The sequence below is a fragment of the Flavobacterium sp. Root901 genome, assembly GCF_001429765.1.
GTDB lineage: Bacteria > Bacteroidota > Bacteroidia > Flavobacteriales > Flavobacteriaceae > Flavobacterium.
Genome location: NZ_LMJB01000005.1, coordinates 1,107,581 through 1,125,638, shown reverse-complemented (window position 1 = coordinate 1,125,638; position 18,058 = coordinate 1,107,581). Strand labels below are relative to the sequence as shown.

At 36.0% G+C, this 18,058-nt stretch carries 15 protein-coding genes; 9 read left to right on the top strand and 6 right to left on the bottom strand.

Annotated features, from left to right (window positions below):
* Window positions 1-171 precede the first annotated feature (171 nt).
* The 6 genes from ASE21_RS08555 (at window position 172) to ASE21_RS08530 (ending at window position 6,126) form a co-directional block, all read left to right on the top strand.
* The gene (locus tag ASE21_RS08555; protein WP_057122176.1) at window positions 172-1,491 is read left to right on the top strand and encodes a GntP family permease; all 1,320 of its coding nucleotides are present in this window, start codon (window positions 172-174) and stop codon (window positions 1,489-1,491) included.
* Between the two features lie 4 nt (window positions 1,492-1,495).
* Window positions 1,496-1,963: a RidA family protein gene (locus tag ASE21_RS08550; protein ID WP_057122175.1), complete on the top strand. Its 468-nt coding sequence runs from the start codon at window positions 1,496-1,498 to the stop codon at window positions 1,961-1,963.
* Window positions 1,964-2,236: 273 nt separating this feature from the next.
* Window positions 2,237-3,268 (top strand): sugar kinase, encoded by a 1,032-nt coding sequence (locus ASE21_RS08545; protein ID WP_057122174.1) that lies wholly within the window; start codon window positions 2,237-2,239, stop codon window positions 3,266-3,268.
* A gap of 5 nt (window positions 3,269-3,273) precedes the next feature.
* On the top strand, window positions 3,274-3,921 hold the full coding sequence (locus tag ASE21_RS08540; protein WP_057122173.1) for an aldolase: 648 nt from the start codon (window positions 3,274-3,276) through the stop codon (window positions 3,919-3,921).
* Between the two features lie 3 nt (window positions 3,922-3,924).
* Entirely contained in the window at window positions 3,925-5,040 is a 1,116-nt protein-coding gene (locus ASE21_RS08535; RefSeq protein ID WP_057122172.1) for a D-TA family PLP-dependent enzyme, read from the top strand.
* A gap of 15 nt (window positions 5,041-5,055) precedes the next feature.
* Window positions 5,056-6,126, top strand: coding sequence for a dipeptidase (locus ASE21_RS08530; protein WP_057122171.1), 1,071 nt, complete (start codon window positions 5,056-5,058; stop codon window positions 6,124-6,126).
* On the opposite strand, the gene ASE21_RS08525 is transcribed toward ASE21_RS08530, so the two are convergent.
* Complete coding sequence (locus tag ASE21_RS08525) at window positions 6,123-6,899, bottom strand: DeoR/GlpR family DNA-binding transcription regulator (RefSeq protein ID WP_057122170.1); 777 nt, start codon at window positions 6,897-6,899, stop codon at window positions 6,123-6,125. The two genes, ASE21_RS08530 and ASE21_RS08525, sit on opposite strands and share 4 nt — an antisense overlap.
* 184 nt (window positions 6,900-7,083) lie before the next feature.
* Between ASE21_RS08525 and ASE21_RS08520 the strand changes: the two genes are divergently transcribed.
* On the top strand, window positions 7,084-9,387 hold the full coding sequence (locus ASE21_RS08520) for a family 20 glycosylhydrolase (protein WP_057122169.1): 2,304 nt from the start codon (window positions 7,084-7,086) through the stop codon (window positions 9,385-9,387).
* Window positions 9,388-9,638: 251 nt separating this feature from the next.
* Here ASE21_RS08520 and ASE21_RS08515 read toward each other — a convergent pair whose 3' ends face one another.
* From ASE21_RS08515 to ASE21_RS08505, 3 genes are all read right to left on the bottom strand, one after another.
* Entirely contained in the window at window positions 9,639-10,385 is a 747-nt protein-coding gene (locus ASE21_RS08515; RefSeq protein ID WP_057122168.1) for a succinate dehydrogenase/fumarate reductase iron-sulfur subunit, read from the bottom strand.
* 95 nt (window positions 10,386-10,480) lie between these two features.
* Window positions 10,481-12,481, bottom strand: coding sequence for a fumarate reductase/succinate dehydrogenase flavoprotein subunit (locus tag ASE21_RS08510; protein WP_057122167.1), 2,001 nt, complete (start codon window positions 12,479-12,481; stop codon window positions 10,481-10,483).
* 15 nt (window positions 12,482-12,496) lie between these two features.
* On the bottom strand, window positions 12,497-13,162 hold the full coding sequence (locus tag ASE21_RS08505; RefSeq protein ID WP_057122166.1) for a succinate dehydrogenase cytochrome b subunit: 666 nt from the start codon (window positions 13,160-13,162) through the stop codon (window positions 12,497-12,499).
* Window positions 13,163-13,517: 355 nt separating this feature from the next.
* On the opposite strand from ASE21_RS08505, the gene ASE21_RS08500 reads away from it, so the two are divergent.
* Entirely contained in the window at window positions 13,518-14,879 is a 1,362-nt protein-coding gene (locus ASE21_RS08500; RefSeq protein ID WP_057122165.1) for a hydroxymethylglutaryl-CoA synthase family protein, read from the top strand.
* Window positions 14,880-15,069: 190 nt separating this feature from the next.
* Here ASE21_RS08500 and ASE21_RS08495 read toward each other — a convergent pair whose 3' ends face one another.
* Both ASE21_RS08495 and ASE21_RS08490 read right to left on the bottom strand, forming a co-directional pair.
* The gene (locus ASE21_RS08495; protein ID WP_057122371.1) at window positions 15,070-15,504 is read right to left on the bottom strand and encodes a GNAT family N-acetyltransferase; all 435 of its coding nucleotides are present in this window, start codon (window positions 15,502-15,504) and stop codon (window positions 15,070-15,072) included.
* A 4-nt stretch (window positions 15,505-15,508) separates the two neighbouring features.
* Complete coding sequence (locus ASE21_RS08490) at window positions 15,509-16,120, bottom strand: hypothetical protein (RefSeq protein WP_057122164.1); 612 nt, start codon at window positions 16,118-16,120, stop codon at window positions 15,509-15,511.
* A gap of 565 nt (window positions 16,121-16,685) precedes the next feature.
* Between ASE21_RS08490 and ASE21_RS08485 the strand changes: the two genes are divergently transcribed.
* On the top strand, window positions 16,686-17,978 hold the full coding sequence (locus ASE21_RS08485; RefSeq protein ID WP_057122163.1) for an aminopeptidase P family protein: 1,293 nt from the start codon (window positions 16,686-16,688) through the stop codon (window positions 17,976-17,978).
* The last annotated feature ends 80 nt before the right edge of the window (window positions 17,979-18,058 follow it).

Sequence of the window (18,058 nt, the reverse complement as noted above, 5' to 3'; positions counted from 1 at the left end):
CAAATCCATTGGCGTGCCGTAGGTACGCAACAAAACAACAACAATTGTGTACCTACGGCACGCTCTAGATATTCTAATTCCTGTTTCTACCGATATTAAGTGCCTAACGGCACAAATTGAAGAGTTTTAATCCTTAGCTAGGGATAAAAATAATATTATACAAAAAGATAAATGAGCATTTTAATTCTTACGGCATGCATTGCATTTTTAATCATACAAATTGCTTGGCTTAAAATCAATCCGTTTATTGCCTTTATCATAACAGCTTTATTAGCAGGTCTGTTTTTAGGCCTGCCTATAAGCACTTTGTCGCAAACTGTTCAAAAGGGTTTGGGCGAAATGTTAGGGTCTGTTACGCTGATTATTGTTTTTGGAACCTGTATTGGTAAACTTACCGTTTCATCAGGTGCTGCCAATGTTATTGCCAAAACAGTTATGGGATGGACGGGCAGAAAATATGTACGTCTTGGGTTAATGATTACCGGATTTATTGTTGGGATACCTCTATTTTATAGTGTTGGATTTGTTTTGTTAGTACCTCTAATCTTTTCAGTAGCCCATCAATTTAAACTATCAAAAGTATATCTGGGAATTCCAATGCTGGCGTCGCTTTCAGTAGCACACGGTTTTTTGCCTCCACATCCGTCTCCTATGGCTTTAAGCAGTATTTTAAATTCTGATATTGGACTGGTTTTAGTTTACGGAATTATAATTGCTGTTCCAACCATATTTATTGCAGGTTTGCTATTTTCTAATTTGCTTAAAAACATTAAAACCGAATCAGACCATGAGATTTTAAATGTCGAAGAAGTTGTAACCGAAGGCAGACTTCCCGGTTTTGGCTTGAGTTTATTCTCCGCTTTATTTCCGGTTTTTGGCCTAACCATTACTTCATTACTTCCTTTAATTTCGAACAATGAAACTCTGATTGATATTTGCAAAACAATTGGAGAACCAAGTATGATTATGCTCATTTCTTTACTTCTCTGTACCTACACGTTAGGAATCAGAATGAACCGAAGTATTACTTCTGTTATGGACGATTATGCCATTGCGATAAAAGATGTCGCTTTGATTGTGTTAATCGTAGGCGGCGCCGGAAGCCTGAAAGAAGTTATGATTGTAAGCGGTGTAAATGAAACTATTGTAGCAGCTTTAACTCAAATAAACATTCATCCTTATTTATTGGCGTGGATAATGGCGGCGATTATTCGCATTTGTGTTGGTTCTGCAACAGCAGCCGGATTAATGACTGCCAGTGTTTTATTACCTTTGTTACAAACTACCGACCTCGACCCCAACCTATTAGTACTTTCTGTTGGCGCCGGAAGCTTAATGTGTTCACATGTAAACGATCCAAGTTTTTGGATGTTTAAAGAATATTTTAACATCAGTCTCAAAGACACATTCAAATCATGGACCGTTATGGAATCATTAGTATCTGTTCTGGGAATTGTTTTCGTTTTTATTTTAAACTCAATTATACATTAATATCATGAATTTACTGCCTCAGGAAAAATTCGAAGCTCTTGGCTTATCGTTACCGCCTGCACCTCAGCCTCTGGGCATATATAAACCTTATTTAGTCGACGGAAAATATTTATATCTTTCTGGTCACGGTCCTGTTCGCGACGATAAATCTTTAATCATTGGACGTATTGGAGATGATATGGATATCGAAGAAGGCAAATTGGCCGCAAGACAAGTTGGCCTGACCATGCTTTCTACCATTGTAACCAATTTTGAAAGCCTGAACAAAGTAAAAAGAGTTATAAAAGTACTTGGAATGGTAAATTGCAATGGCGATTTTTTAAGACACCCCTACGTAATAAACGGCTGTAGTGAATTGTTTGCAGAAGTTTGGGGACAGGAAAACGGAATTGGCGTAAGAAGCGCAGTAGGAATGGGTTCTTTACCGGATAATATTCCTGTTGAGGTCGAAGCTATTTTCGAATTATGGTAATAAAAATATAGGCCGCAGAAAATAAAGATTAAAGAGCAATCTGAATTGGTTAAGGAAAATAATTTAATCCGAAAGTCTGTGGCTGATTTTTAAATTATAGGCCGCAGATTTCACAGATTAAAATGATTTTTTTTTGATTACGCTTAAATCTTTTGCCACGAATTGCACTAATTTCTCGAATTATTTAAGCGCAATGATTTGTGTTAATTCGTGCAATTCGTGGCAAAAAAATCTTTTTAATCTGTGAAATCTGTGGCAAAAAAATAAAACAACATGAATACAAATACCTCACAAACACGAATAGCGACATTTGGAGAATTATTACTCCGGATGAATGCTGCCAATGGAAACCGGTTTACGCAGACAGATGAAATAAAAGTTCATGTAGGCGGTGCCGAAGCCAATGTTTGTGTTTTACTTTCTCAATTAGGGATTCAAACCGATTATATCAGCCGATTGCCTCAAAATGATTTAGCCCAGCTGGCTTTAAACGAGCTTCAGAAATACAAAGTAAATACTTCAAAGTGTGTTTACGGCGGAGAACGCTTAGGTTTATATTTTGTTGAAGCAGGAAATCAAATAAGGCAGTCGCAGGTTATTTACGATCGCAGTAATTCTTCATTTGCAACGATTCAAAAAGATCAGATTAACTGGGACGAGGCCTTAAAAGATGTTACCCATTTTCATTGGTCAGGAATAAGTCCGGGAGTTTCAGATCAGGCTGGTTTGGCTTGTAAAGAAGCCATTTTAACCGCGCATAAAAAAGGCCTTTCCATTTCATCTGATTTTAATTACCGTTCCAAATTATGGCAGTACGGCAAACATCCGTCTGAAATAATGCCGGATTTATTGCAATACAGCACTATAACTGTTGCCGATTTAGATGCCGTCGAAATTTATTTCGGAATTAAAACCGACAGCTCAGCATCTGATTCAGATCGTTTTCAAAAAACATTTGAATTGTTAAAACAAAAAATGCCTTTCCTGAAAACACTTGCCATGAGTTTTAGAAAATCAGATGGTCCGGCGCATTTATACAAAGGATTATTAATACATGAAAATAATTTTTACCAGACACAAGAACATAAAATACATGTTGTAACAGACCAGATTGGTTCCGGTGATGCCTTCAATGCAGGATTATTATACGGGCTATCCAATAAATTAACACCTCAGGAATGTATCGAATGGGCAACAGCATGCGGTGTTATCAAACAAAGTATTCATGGGGATTTTGCTATAACAAGTCCCGATGAAATAAGCCATTTTATTAAAAACGGTTCAAGTAACAGAATTAACAGATAAAGAATATGTACAGCATTTTAAAAACGCAGGGAGTACTTCCGCTGGTGACTCAAATCAAAATAGAAACAGCCCAAATCATATTGCAGTCAGCGGCTGATGCCGGCATAAAAATTATAGAGTTTGCCGCTCGTGCAAATGATGCTAAAGAAGTTTTTACTCAAATGACAGCTTTTAAAAAGGCAAATAATCTAGATGTAAAAATAGCAGTTGGATCTATTTTATCTGTTGATGAAGCAGCAGTATATCATCAATTAGGAGCCGACTGTATTGTTTGTCCGCATACTGATCCGGAAATTGGTGCTTACTGTCTTAAAAATAATATTTACTGGATTCCGGGAGCCGCTACATTAAACGAAATATTACAAGCCAATAAATTAGGAGCTGAAATTGTTAAGCTTTTCCCTGCCGACAAAATTGGCGGTCCCGGATATGTAAAAGCGATAAGAGCGCCTTTTCCTGATTTGAAAATAATGCCAACCGGAGGCGTGACCCTTGAAGAAAGCAATTTAAAATCGTGGTTTAAATCTGGTGTTGTCTGTGTTGGAATTGGCTCTAATTTATTTTCGAAAGAGATACTTTTGAATTTAACTTATGAGCGATCATTAAAAGCTTTTCAAAATTTAATTGAAGTTGTCGAAAAAACAAGAAACTAAGTTATGGAAGAAAACTGGTGGAAAATTAAATCTGATATCTTAATCGATACGCCTTTTTTAGCTGTTTACGAAGATCGGATACGGTTTAATCTCGAACGTCTTATCGGGTCAGTAAATGGTGATACTCAAAAGTTAAGACCTCATATTAAAACCCATAAAATTGGCGAAATCCTGGAGTTGTTTAAAATTTACAACATCAAGAAAATAAAATGCGCTACAATTGCCGAAGCCGAACTTGCCGCAATTCATGAAGTTCCGGATGTTCTGCTCGCCTATCAGCCAGTTGGAATTAAAAAAGAAAGATGGATTTTGTTGATTCAGAAATATCCAAATATTCACTTTTCGACTATTGTTGACAATCTTGATTCGGCGAAAGCCTTAAATGAAATTGGAAAAGAAAACAATTTAAAACTGAATATTTATCTGGATTTAAATACCGGAATGAACAGGACCGGATTTTCGATTTTGGAAGACTGGACCACTTTGGCAGATAAAATCATGAAGTTAAAAAATCTTCATTTTGCGGGAATCCATATTTACGACGGCCATTTGAAAGGAAGTGCTGAAGAAAGAACGGCAAATGCCTCAGAAGCATTTTTTAAAATAAAAGATAAAACAGGAATTCTTAACCAAAAACTGGGTTACGAATTAAAAATTGTTGCCGGAGGTTCTAATACATTTCCGTTTTATGCCTCGCAGGAAAATGTAGAATGCAGTCCCGGAACTTTTGTTTTTTGGGATTCAAATTACCAGATTCACTTACCCGAACAAAAATTCAAACCGGCTTTGGTTATTGTTGGAACCATAATTTCAAAACCAACAAATTCAACTCTTTGTATTGATATTGGATACAAAGCTGTTTCTTCTGAAAATCCAATTGATAAAAGATTAGTGATTTTAAATGACGCCAGTCTGATTCCAACAGCACATTCGGAAGAACATCTGATTTTAGAAAATAAAGGAAAAAACACATATACTATTGGCGATACTATTTATGCACTTCCTTATCACGTCTGTCCCACCTGCGCTTTGTATGACAGTGTTCAGGTTATCAATAAAGGACATCAAATTTGTGATGAATGGAAAGTTGCCGCCAGAAACAGAGAAATTAATATATAAATTTAAGTCAAAAATATGTTTATAATAGACGCCCATTTAGATCTGAGCATGAATGCAATGGAATGGAACCGTGATTTAAGAAATGATGTTCCTACGCTGCGAAGTTTAGAAAAAGGAATGACCGACAAACCGGATCGTGAGCGCGCAACGGTTTCATTTCCTGATTTACGACGCGGCAATATCGGAATTGTCGTAGCAACTCAAATCGCAAGGTTTGTAAAACCCGACAGTTTAATTCCGGGCTGGAATTCTCCAGAGCAGGCCTGGGCGCAAACACAGGGACAGCTTGCGTGGTACAAAGCCATGGAAGAAGCGGGAGAAATTACGCAGATTACAGATAAAAAATCACTTTTAAAACAAATTGATTTATGGAACGACGGAACGCCAAACGATAAAAAACCAATTGGCTATATTCTGAGTTTAGAAGGCGCTGATTCTATTATTGATATTTCATATCTGGAAAAAGCATACAACTACGGATTACGAGCAATTGGCCCGGCACATTATGGTCCCGGACGCTACGCAAACGGAACAGACGCAACAGGAAAAATGAATCAAAACGGAATTGATTTATTAAAGGAAATGGAACGTTTAAATATTATTTTGGATGCTACGCATTTATGCGACGATGCTTTTTGGCAGGCTTTAGATCATTATAATGGCCCAGTTTGGGCAAGTCATAACAATTGCAGAGCTTTGGTTGACCATAACCGTCAATACAGCGATGAAATGATACTGGCTTTAATTTCAAAGGGGGCTGTTATTGGAGGTGCTTTAGATGCCTGGATGCTGGTTCCGAATTGGGAAAGAGGAGTTTCTACGCCGCAGGAAACAAACTGCAATTTAGAAACGGTTTTTAAACATATGGATCATATTTGCCAATTGGCCGGAAATGCTAATCATATTGGGATAGGTTCAGATCTTGACGGCGCTTTTGGAACAGAACAATCTCCCTATGATTTAAATACGATTGCCGATTTGCAAAAACTGGTTCTGATTTTTAAAAACAACGGCTACTCTGATGCAGATTTGGATAAAATCTTTCACCAGAACTGGATTAACTTTTTAATAAAAAACTGGGATTAGATAAAAACCAGACTTGGAACTGCCTTTTTATACGCTTGTAGTTTTTCGTCTGTAGGATCAACTTCCGTCACAACGTAATCCACTTCAGATAAACTGGCAATTTTCATTTTTAAAACCGTATCCAGTTTTTCAGAAATCGTAAGAATTGCTGTTTTTTCTGAAGCCTGAATCATTGCTTTTTTGACCTGAACCGTTTCCCAGTCAGAATCTGAGAAACCGCCTTCAATATCTAAAGCATTGGTTCCCAAAATTAATAAGTCCACCTTAATGTTCGCTAATTGATTGTAGACATCGCCGCTCACACACATTTGACTGTATGATGAAATGCTGCCGCCAATCATGATAATTTTGACGTTGGGTTTGTCTAAAAGTTCAACCGCAGACAAAACGGTGACGGTAAAAATAGTCAGGTTTAAGTCATTAGGAATTAAACGGATGAATTCTCGAATGGTGGTACCGCCGCCAATTAAAAGAACCATTCCGTCATGAAGCAGTCCTAAAGTTTTTTGCGCGATAATTTGTTTTGATTCGCCTGCATAAGTCTGATTAGAGGAAGAATGATGGTACGCTTTTGTCATCGCGCCGCCTTTTACTTTAATCAATAAAGATTCTGACTCAAGTTCGTTAATATCACGTCTTACAGTATCTTCTGAAACAAATAATTTAGCCGAAAGGGTTTCAAAACTTACACGAGTATGCAAGTTAATCTCTTTTAAAATAAGATTTTTACGTTCTTCTTTAGTGTAATTAACCACTTCATTATCATTATTCATGCGAATTCTTTTTTGAACAAATGTAAACAATAAATGCAATATTCTTGCGAAACAAATTATAACACAACGTAATTAAAAAGTTAATTGCACTATTTTAAAGACATTTAAACCAAAATACCTTTTGCAAAAAAAATGCAAACTATTTTACAAACCTTAAATTTGTTTAACAAACAAAAAAGTAACCATGCAAAAAAGTATATTTCTCTTTTTAATTTTCTTTTATTCTTTCGGAAATGCTCAAAGTACTTCCGGCAATATTTCTATAATTCCTGCACCAAACTCGTTTCAAACGACCGGCGACAGCATTCAGATAAACGGAAAAATTAAAGTTGCATTTGAAAAGAATAAATACAGTGCAAAAGAATTTAAAACTGCACAGATTTTTGAGTCGGCTGTAAATTCAAATACAGCAAATAAAAAAAGTAATATTGAAGTTTTGTTTATTGCCGAAAAGCCCTCTTTTTCTCCAAAAAAAGAAGCTTATAAAATCAATATTACATCTAAAAAAATTACCGTTACCGGAAGTGAAGAAGGATTATTTTATGCTGTTCAGAGTTTATTACAGCTTTTACCCAATAATCCCAAAAATCAGGAAGTAAAATTACCGTTTTTAACCATCGAAGACCAGCCCCGATACGGCTACCGCGGCCTTCATCTCGATGTGTGCCGGCATTTTTTCTCTGTTGATGTTATAAAAGATTTTATAGCACAAATGTCATATTATAAATTAAACAACTTTCACTGGCATTTAACCGATGATCAGGGCTGGCGAATTGAGATTAAAAAATATCCAAAATTAACAGAAGTCGGATCAAAAAGAGCACAGACTTTAGTGGGAAATAAATTCGAAAGATTTCCTTATTTTTTTGATGGAAATCCATACGGTGGTTTTTATACTCAGGAAGAAATTAAAGACATTGTAAAATTTGCCGAAGAGCGTTATGTCAATATTATTCCGGAAATCGAAATGCCGGGTCATGCAACTGCAGCCGTTACTGCTTATCCAGATTTATCGTGTTTTCCTGATCGAAATTATAAAGTCGCAGAATCCTGGGGCGTTTTTGAAGATATTTTTTGCGCGGGAAAAGAAGAAACCTTTACTTTTTTAGAAGATGTTTTAACCGAAGTTATAGCCTTGTTTCCGAGTAAATATATTCATATTGGAGGCGACGAATGTCCAAAGGCAAGATGGAAAGAATGCCCGAACTGCCAAAAACGAATTGCGTCTTTAGGTTTAAAAAACGAACACGAATTACAAAGCTACCTGACTACCCGAATAGAAAAATTCTTAAATGCCCATGGAAGGCAAATTTTGGGCTGGGACGAAATGCTCGAAGGCGGACTGGCACCAAATGCAGCCGTGATGTCATGGCGTGGAGAAGCCGGAGGAATAAGTGCTGCAAAACAGAAACATTTTGTAATTATGAATCTGGAACAGGTTTTGTATTTAGATTACAATCAGGGATATTCGCCTCAGGAACCTTTAACTATCGGACGATTAACAACGGTTGAAAAAATCTATAACTATAATCCAACTCCTGTCGATAGTTTAACGATTGAGGAACAAAAATATATTATGGGCGTGCAGTCGAATCTTTGGTCAGAATATTTAACAAGTCCGGCTAAATTAAATTATATGCTTTATCCGCGTTTATTTGCTTTAGCAGAAATTGCCTGGACCGAACCACAAAACAAAAACTATAATCGTTTTATTTTAAATCAGATTCCGCATCATTTAGAAAAACTGGAATCGCAAAAAAGACTTTATAAAGTTCCGACTCCTTTTGGTGCTGAAGAAACGGCTTTAATTGCATCAAAATATATTTTAGATTTAAAACCAACGATTAAAAACGGGCAGATTTTTTATACCATTGATGGCTATAATCCGGATGAAACGGCTGAACTTTATACCAAACCTGTAACGATAAATATTCCGAAAGGCGAATTCCGAATTATTAAAACGGTTCAGATAAGTCCCGGCGGAAGAAAAAGTTCCATCAATAAAATATTGGTTAGAAATCCGGAATTAAAATCGGCTTCAGCTATAAAACTGACCAAAAACGGATTAAAATTCGATTATTATACCGGAACATTCTTTCAGCAGACTCAGGATTTAGAATTGGCAAAACCAGTTAATTCAGGCATTTTCGAAGGCAAAATTAGTTCCGAAAAATGGAAAACGAAATTAGAGCGTTATATCGGTTTAAAATTCAGCGGTTATATCTTTATCCCGGAAACGACAAATTATACGATTTCGACTCTTTCAGACGACGGATCGAAGCTTTTTATAGATAATGAATTAGTTATAAATAACGACGGAATACATTGGCTTAATGAAGCTTTTGGAGCTGTTAAACTCGAAAAAGGATTTCACAAACTCAACATTAGTTATTTCGACCAGATTGGCGGCACAACTTTAAGTTGTTTTATACAGCAGGAAGGAAAAGAAAAACAAGAAATAAGTGCTACGCAGTTGTATTATGAGTAAAAAACAAAAAACGCATTCATTAATTTGAATGCGTTTCTTAATTTATTTAGAAGCTCTCATTGTTTTTATAGGTGTAATCGACATAAACCTGAGAGTAATTTTCAAAACTGATAATCAGCATTACGGCAAGTAAAATTCTTTTCATTAAAATGATTTTGTTTTTTGGGTTAGATTTTAAGTGAAAATAGGATAAAAAAAAACGCATTCAATTAATGAATGCGTTTTTCGAAATATACTAAATTGTTTTTGGATTAACCTTTTAAGCTTGCTGCTAAATATTCACGGTTCATACGCGCAATATTTTCAAGTGAAATTCCTTTTGGACATTCGATTTCACAAGCTCCTGTATTTGTACAGTTACCAAAACCTTCTAAATCCATTTGGTGAACCATGTTTAAAACACGGTCAGTAGCTTCAACTTTACCTTGTGGTAATAAAGCATATTGAGAAACTTTTGCAGAAACGAATAACATTGCCGAAGAGTTTTTACAAGTTGCCACACACGCTCCGCATCCAATACATGCTGCAGCGTCAAATGACTTATCTGCATCATCTTTAGGAATCGGAATAGTATTCGCATCGATTGTATTTCCTGAAGTATTTACAGAGATAAATCCACCAGCGTGCTGGATTCTGTCAAAAGAACTTCTGTCAACCACTAAATCTTTAATTACCGGAAAAGCTTTTGCTCTAAATGGTTCGATAAAAATGGTATCGCCATCTTTAAACATACGCATGTGTAACTGACAAGTTGTAACACCTCTGTCTGGTCCGTGTGCTTCACCGTTGATAAATAAAGAACACATTCCGCAGATACCTTCACGGCAATCGTGATCAAATGCAACTGGCTCTTCTCCTCTGTTGATTAATTGTTCGTTAAGAACGTCAAGCATTTCAAGGAAAGACATATCTGGTTCGATTCCATCGATAGGATATTCTACAATCCCTCCTTTATCTTGGGCGTTTTTCTGACGCCATATTTTTAATGTAAGTTTCATACCGTTTTAGTTTGAAAGTCATCAAGTCGAAAGTCGAAAGTCACCTGACACATTCTGCCTTTGGACTTTAAGACTTTGGACTTTCGACCAAATTCTTATTTGTAGCTTCTTTGAACTAATTTAATGTTTTCGTAATTAAGAGGTTCTTTGTGTAATACGGCATCGCTTGGTTTTCCTTTGTATTCCCAGGCTGCAACATATGCAAAGTTTTCATCATCACGAAGTGCTTCTCCTTCTTCTGTCTGGTATTCCTCACGGAAGTGACCTCCACAAGATTCGTTACGGTGTAAAGCATCTTTCGCGAACAATTCTCCTAATTCTAAGAAATCGGCAACACGAGTTGCTTTTTCCAGTTCCTGATTAAATTCGTAAGCGCTTCCAGGTACTTTTACATCTTTATAAAACTCTTCACGTAAAGCAGCAATTTCTTCGATAGCTTCAGTTAAACCTTTAGCGTTACGAGCCATACCTACCTTATCCCACATGATTTTTCCTAATTTCTTATGGAAATAATCTACAGAATGTGTTCCGTTATTATTGATAAATCTGTCGATTTGATCTTTTACGTTTTTCTCAGCTTCTACGAATTCAGGTAAATCTGTAGAAATTGGTCCCATTTTAATATCCGGAGCAAGATAATCTCCAATAGTATAAGGTAATACGAAATATCCATCAGCTAATCCCTGCATCAAAGCAGAAGCTCCAAGTCTGTTTGCTCCGTGGTCAGAGAAGTTAGATTCTCCAATTGAGAAACATCCCGGAATTGTAGTCATTAAATTATAATCAACCCACGTACCACCCATTGTATAGTGAACCGCAGGATAAATCATCATTGGTGTTACATAAGGATCTTCGTCTACAATTTTCAAGTACATCTGGAACAAGTTTCCGTATTTACTTTTAACGATTGCAGTTCCTAATTTAGTAACCAAAGCGGCATCATTAGCATCTAAACCTTTTACATAAGCTTCTTCAGTTCCGTAACGTTTGATCGCTGCTGCGAAGTCTAAGTAAACTGCTTCTCCGGTTTTGTTAACTCCAAATCCGGCATCACATCTTTCTTTAGCTGCACGAGACGCAACGTCACGAGGTACAAGGTTACCAAAAGCAGGATATCTTCTTTCTAAGAAATAATCTCTTTCTGATTCCGATAAATCTGTTGCTTTTTTCTTTCCTTCACGAATTGCCTGAGCATCTTCTAATTTGGCAGGAACCCAAATACGACCATCATTACGTAAAGATTCAGACATCAAAGTCAGTTTTGACTGATGATCTCCTGAAACCGGAATACAAGTTGGGTGAATTTGTGTGTAGCAAGGATTTGCGAAGAACGCTCCTTTTTTATGAATTTTCCAGGCTGCTGTTGCGTTTGATCCCATAGCATTTGTTGAAAGGAAAAATACGTTTCCGTATCCTCCTGAACCAATTACTACCGCGTGAGCAGAATGTCTTTCGATTTCTCCGGTAATTAAGTTACGAGCGATAATACCTCTCGCTTTTCCATCAACGATTACTAAGTCAAGCATTTCGTGACGGTTGTACATTTTAATTTTTCCACGACCAATCTGACGGTTCATTGCAGAATAAGCTCCTAACAATAATTGTTGTCCTGTTTGTCCTTGTGCATAGAATGTACGGGAAACCAAAGTTCCTCCAAAAGAACGGTTATCTAAAAGTCCGCCATATTCACGAGCCAATGGCACTCCTTGAGCCACACACTGGTCGATAATATTTGCAGAAACTTCAGCTAAACGGTGAACGTTTGCTTCACGAGCGCGGTAATCTCCTCCTTTTACAGTATCATAAAATAATCTGTAAACAGAGTCACCGTCACCTTTATAGTTTTTTGCCGCATTGATACCACCTTGTGCTGCGATTGAGTGCGCACGACGTGGAGAATCCTGAAAGCAAAATGCTTTTACGTTATATCCTAACTCTGCCAGAGTAGCCGCAGCTGAACCTCCGGCCAAACCTGTACCAACAACGATAATATCAAGATTACGTTTGTTAGCAGGGTTTACTAAATTAATATGATCTTTATAATTTGTCCATTTGTCCGCTATAGGACCATTTGGAATTTTTGAATCTAATGCCATTATAATTGATATTAATTATTGGTTGAAATGATGAAATAATGCGATAATTACGAAAGCGGCCGGAACTACAACTGCGAACCAGTATCCTACTTTTGCTAAAAATCTAGAGTATTTGTTATGCATCCCCATTGACTGAAGAGATGAACCAAACCCGTGCCATAAGTGAAAACCTAAAAGGATAAAAGACACACAGTATAAAGCCGTACGGATTGGGTCGTGAAATTTATGAACTAACTCGCCATAATATCTTGTAGCATCTGGTGCTGTTCCGGCTATGTATTTATAGCTTACTTCAGGAAACCAGAAATCATAAAAGTGCAATCCTAAGAAAGCCAAAATAACCAATCCAGAAATAATCATATTTCTAGAACTCCAAGAAGCATTTGCAGCTCCGTTGTATTTTGCGTATGCAATTGGTCTTGCTGCGCTGTTTTGAGCCGTAAGTACAAATCCCATTACGAAATGGAAAATTACTCCAAATGCCAAAATTGGCTGCATTACATACTGAATCAGCGGATTGTATCCCATAAAGTGAGAAGCTTCGTTGAAAACGTCTTCACTCAAAATAGAAATAAAATTTAAGGAAACATGCAGCGCTAAAAACGTGATTAAGAATATTCCCGAAAGAGCCATAGCTACTTTCTTTAAGATGGAAGCATTCAACTGTGCAGATTGTGCCATAAGTGTTTAAGTAGTTTGTTTTAAAAAATTAGACAAAAATAACGCAATTACCAAAGAACTACAACCATTTCGTTGTTATTTATAATCATTTTAAAATAGAGAACACCTAAGTATTTTTACTTACAAAACAAATACTGCTAAAAAATAATTCATTATAAAAAAACCAAAAACCTGCTTTTTAAGCTTTAGCGCCTAGATCAACTCTAAGTACATGACTAAAAATTTATCATATTGTTATTTTATTCAAAGTTTTAATTTATTTTCTTCAAAAGTGATTCTTAAGGTTCAATTTATAAGACCAAAAAATTGTCAGTCCGTCACATAGTTTTACCTTTAGCAGCTCAAAAAAATAAGAATGAAAACAGGAATTGACGCTATTTCTTTTGATGTAGCCAACATACATTTACCCATAAAAACTTTGGCAATTGCCAGAAATATTGAACCAGAAAAATTAGAAAAAGGTCTTGGATTATTAAAAATGACTTTTCCGGACGTTCATCAGGACGCGGTTGTGTTTGGTGCAAATGCTTTGACCAAACTAATTCAGGACAATCATATAAACCTACACGAAATCAGTCGAATTTATGTTGGTACAGAAAGCGGCATCGACAGCTCTAAACCAATTGCATCTTACCTAATTAGTTTAATGGAGCAAAAATTTGGCGAAGATTCTCTGGCCGAATGTGATGTTGTCGATTTTACTTTTGCCTGCATTGGCGGAGTCGACGCGATGCAAAACTGTCTTGATTTTGTAAAATTAAACCCTGCAAAAAAAGCAATCGTAGTTACAAGTGATTTTGCTAAATACGATTTGAACTCTGGCGGAGAATATACTCAGGGCGCCGGAGCTGTTGCAATGTTAATTTCCGCAGATCCAAAAATTATTGCTTTTGATGATAATTGGGCAACAAGCACAAAAGGTGTTTTCGATTTCTTTAAACCTTACAGAACGATTTCTAAAGAAGCGATTACTCAAAATACAAACAACGACAATTGGTTTGATAATTTAGAAGCCGAAATCGAAATTCATAAAGACCAGCCAGTTTTTGACGGTCAATATTCCAATCAGTGTTATATGGATCGTACGCGGAATGCGTATTTTTCATTCAAAAAATTAAAAAACACTACTGAAACCTTATATAATACCTGGCACAGCATTGTAATGCATTTGCCTTATTCTTTTCAGGGAAGAAGAATGTTGTCTGAAATTTACGCTTTAGACAATGCCGAAAAAATTATTTCTGATGATATTGCTCCTGCGGATTATCAGATAAAAATTAAAGAAATTGGCAAATCTGAGGAATACAAAAATTTTGTAACCGAGAAATTACAACCCGCAGAGTTGGCTTCTTCATTAATTGGAAATTTGTATACAGGTTCCATTTTCATGGGATTATTATCGACTCTGGCTCACTTTTATGATACCAAAACAGAAATTGCTGGCGAAAAATTTGGTTTCTTAGCTTACGGAAGCGGATCTAAATCGAAAGTTTTTGAAGGAACAATCCAGCCGGAATGGAAATCAGCTTTAGAAAAGGTGAAGCTTTTTGAAAATTTAGCCGAAAGCATAGAAATTGATTTCAACACTTACGAAAGACTTCATAAAAAAGAACAAAAAGAAAGTGTTAGAACTCCAAAACAAGAATGGGTTTTAGACCGAATCGAGAAAGAAATCCCAGTTTTGATTGGGGCGAGATATTATAAGTGGATTGATTAAATTCGAATAAAAAATTCCAAATTGCAATTATAAAAAACCGAAGCAAAAAGCTTCGGTTTTTTTATTTTACATATAGTTTGTCATTTCGACGAAGGAGAAATCTCCGTTAGAAGCTCTATAAAGATTGGATTATAGTTATGGAGTTACTTGCGAAGATTTCTCCTTCGTCGAAATGACAAAAAAACTGCCATCAAGAAATCGTAAACTTATTATACGACAAAGTAAAACCCAGATTTTCATAAATTAAAACATTTTCTAACCGCTTTTTATTCGTCGTTACTTCGATGCTTTTTAAATTATTTTGTTCTGAATAAAGAATTATTTCATCAACCAATTTTCTTCCGATACCTTTTCCGCGATGGTTTTTATCAATAAAAAACTCCTGAATTTCGCCAACCAAACCGCAGTGATGCAATAAGTTTTGAATATGAAACGTAATAAAACCTAAACTTTCGTTTTCATTTTCAGCGATTAAATAAAGATGGTTTGGATTTGAAATGTTTTCATTGAATATTGATTTGAAAGTTTCGAAATCAAAAATTTCATTTTCTAGTTCGCATATCGATTTGTAGACAAAGTCTAAGTCTTGGATTTGGATTTTTCTTATTTTGATGTTTGAGTTCATAATTTTATAAATTACCATAAACTACAATATAATCTGCGTAGCTTAACTTATCATCGAACCAATTTATTAGTTTATTCAAAAAAGATTGAACCTCCTCATCATTATTTTTTAGCATTTTTATTTCTCTTACAATTAATTGGCAAATTTCATTACTAAAAAAATTATGTCCTGTAATATCAAATGATTCCTGTCCTACAAAACCTAAATCATTACAAATGGGAAAAACAGATTCAAACAACCTCTGAACAAGATTAAAATCTTCTGTCGAAATAAAAACATCATTTCTTTTTTCTGTTTTATAAAATTCTCCTTTTTCATTTCCAGGCCACAAAACAAACCCAATTTTTGCGTCGGAAAATTTTCCTGTTCCTATTTTCACAGGCTTTTGGTTAATTCTTTCAGTAGTTTTTATTACATCCAAATTACAAATCTGATATTCTTTTTTAGCTGTTTCTTCATCACAATCTGTTGTTTTGCAAATTTCTATTATATTTTCATCATGGAAATCTTGTTCAGAAAGCACCACATCGCCATTATTCTTTTTGAGAAGTTCAATTGCCTTGTTCAAAGGAATAGAAATTTTGCTTCTTAATATTTTTATGCTTTCATTATTCATTGAACTAATAGAATTTGCTTTTTCTTAACGAAAATACTAATTAAAATCATTGTTATAAAAACTACTTGTAAAACCGTATTCGCGTGAGGGTAAAAGCCTTTTATAAAGCGATAGCGGAATAAAAGATATAGCCGAAGCCCGACCCAGAGGGACACGCCCAAAATATTAAGGTCCAAATTAAAATTATCGCCACAATTTTGTCATTTCGAGGAACGAGAAATCTCCGTAAGAAACTCGACAAAGATTGGCGATTTTGATTGCGGAGATTTCTCGTTCCTCGAAATGACAAGATTGGCGGAAAATCTGCCAAATCTGTGAGAAACAAACTTTGTACTGATCCTTCGACTTCGCTCAGGGAGACAAAACAGGACAAAAACTTTGCGTCTCCGCGACTTTGCGAGCAAAAAATAGTCCGTGCGTACTTTGCGTAAACCTTAGTGCACTTCACAGTTAAAATAGAACAAATCAAAATCCACAACAAATAAGAAAACTTTAATAAATCAATTTCCCGCTGTTTGCCTAAAAAACGTAATTTTGAAATTCGAAGTTCAAAAACGAAATAATTATGAAATATCATCAAATAAACAGTGGTCTTTTTGTAAAAAACCGCAGAAAGTTCATGGCAGAAATGAAACCTAATTCTGTTGCCGTGTTCAACTCCAATGACATTTATCCAATCAGCGCCGACAGTACTTTGCCGTTTGCGCAACACAGGGATATTTTTTATCTGAGTGGTGTCGATCAGGAAGAAAGTATTTTACTTTTGTTTCCGGATGCTCCTTACGAAAGTCAGAGAGAAATTCTTTTCCTAAAAGAAACCAACGATCATATTGCAGTTTGGGAAGGTGAAAAACTAACTAAAGAACGTGCTTTTCAGGTTTCGGGAATCAGAACCGTTTATTGGTTACAGGATTTTCATAAAATTTTGAACGAAATGATGACGTATGCCGATACGATGTACATCAATACAAACGAACATTACCGCGCAACTGTAGAAACAGAAACCCGCGAAGCTCGTTTTGTAAAATGGTGGAAAGAGCGTTATCCAGCGCACAATGTGGCGAAAAGCAACCCAATTTTACAGCGCATTCGTTCTATAAAAGAAAGCGAAGAAATCGATTTGATTCAGCACGCTTGTGATATCACAGAAAAAGGTTTCCGCAGATTATTAGGATTTGTAAAACCAAATGTTACCGAATACGAAGTGGAAGCCGAACTGGCGCACGAATTTATACGTAACCGTTCTAAAGGTTTTGCTTATACACCAATTATTGCTTCTGGAAACAACGCGAATGTTTTGCATTATATCGAAAACAATCAGCAATGTAAAGCAGGAGATTTGTTATTGCTTGACGTTGCGGCAGAATATGCAAACTATTCAAGCGATATGACCAGAACGATTCCGGTTTCTGGAAAATTTACAGATCGCCAGAAAGCAGTTTACAATGCTGTTTTGAGAGTGAAAAATGAAGCTGCAAAAATGTTGATTCCAGGAACGCTTTGGAAACAATATCACGTTGAAGTCGGTAAAATCATGACTTCTGAATTGCTTGGTTTGGGCTTAATTGACAAAGCCGATGTTCAGAACGAAAATCCGGAATGGCCTGCTTACAAAAAGTATTTCATGCACGGAACGTCGCACCACATGGGACTTGACACGCACGATTACGGATTACTTCATGAACCAATGAAAGCAAATATGGTTTTCACCGTTGAACCGGGGATTTACATTCCGGCAGAAAAATTCGGAATTCGTTTAGAAGATAATGTTGTGGTTCAGGAAAAAGGAGAACCTTTCAACTTAATGCGCAATATTCCGATTGAAGTAGACGAAATTGAGAGTTTGATGAATTCTTAAAATGAAAACACAATCAGGATTACTATATAGACGGCTTTCAGAAATGAGAGCCGTATTTTTTTAAAGCATATCAGAAATAT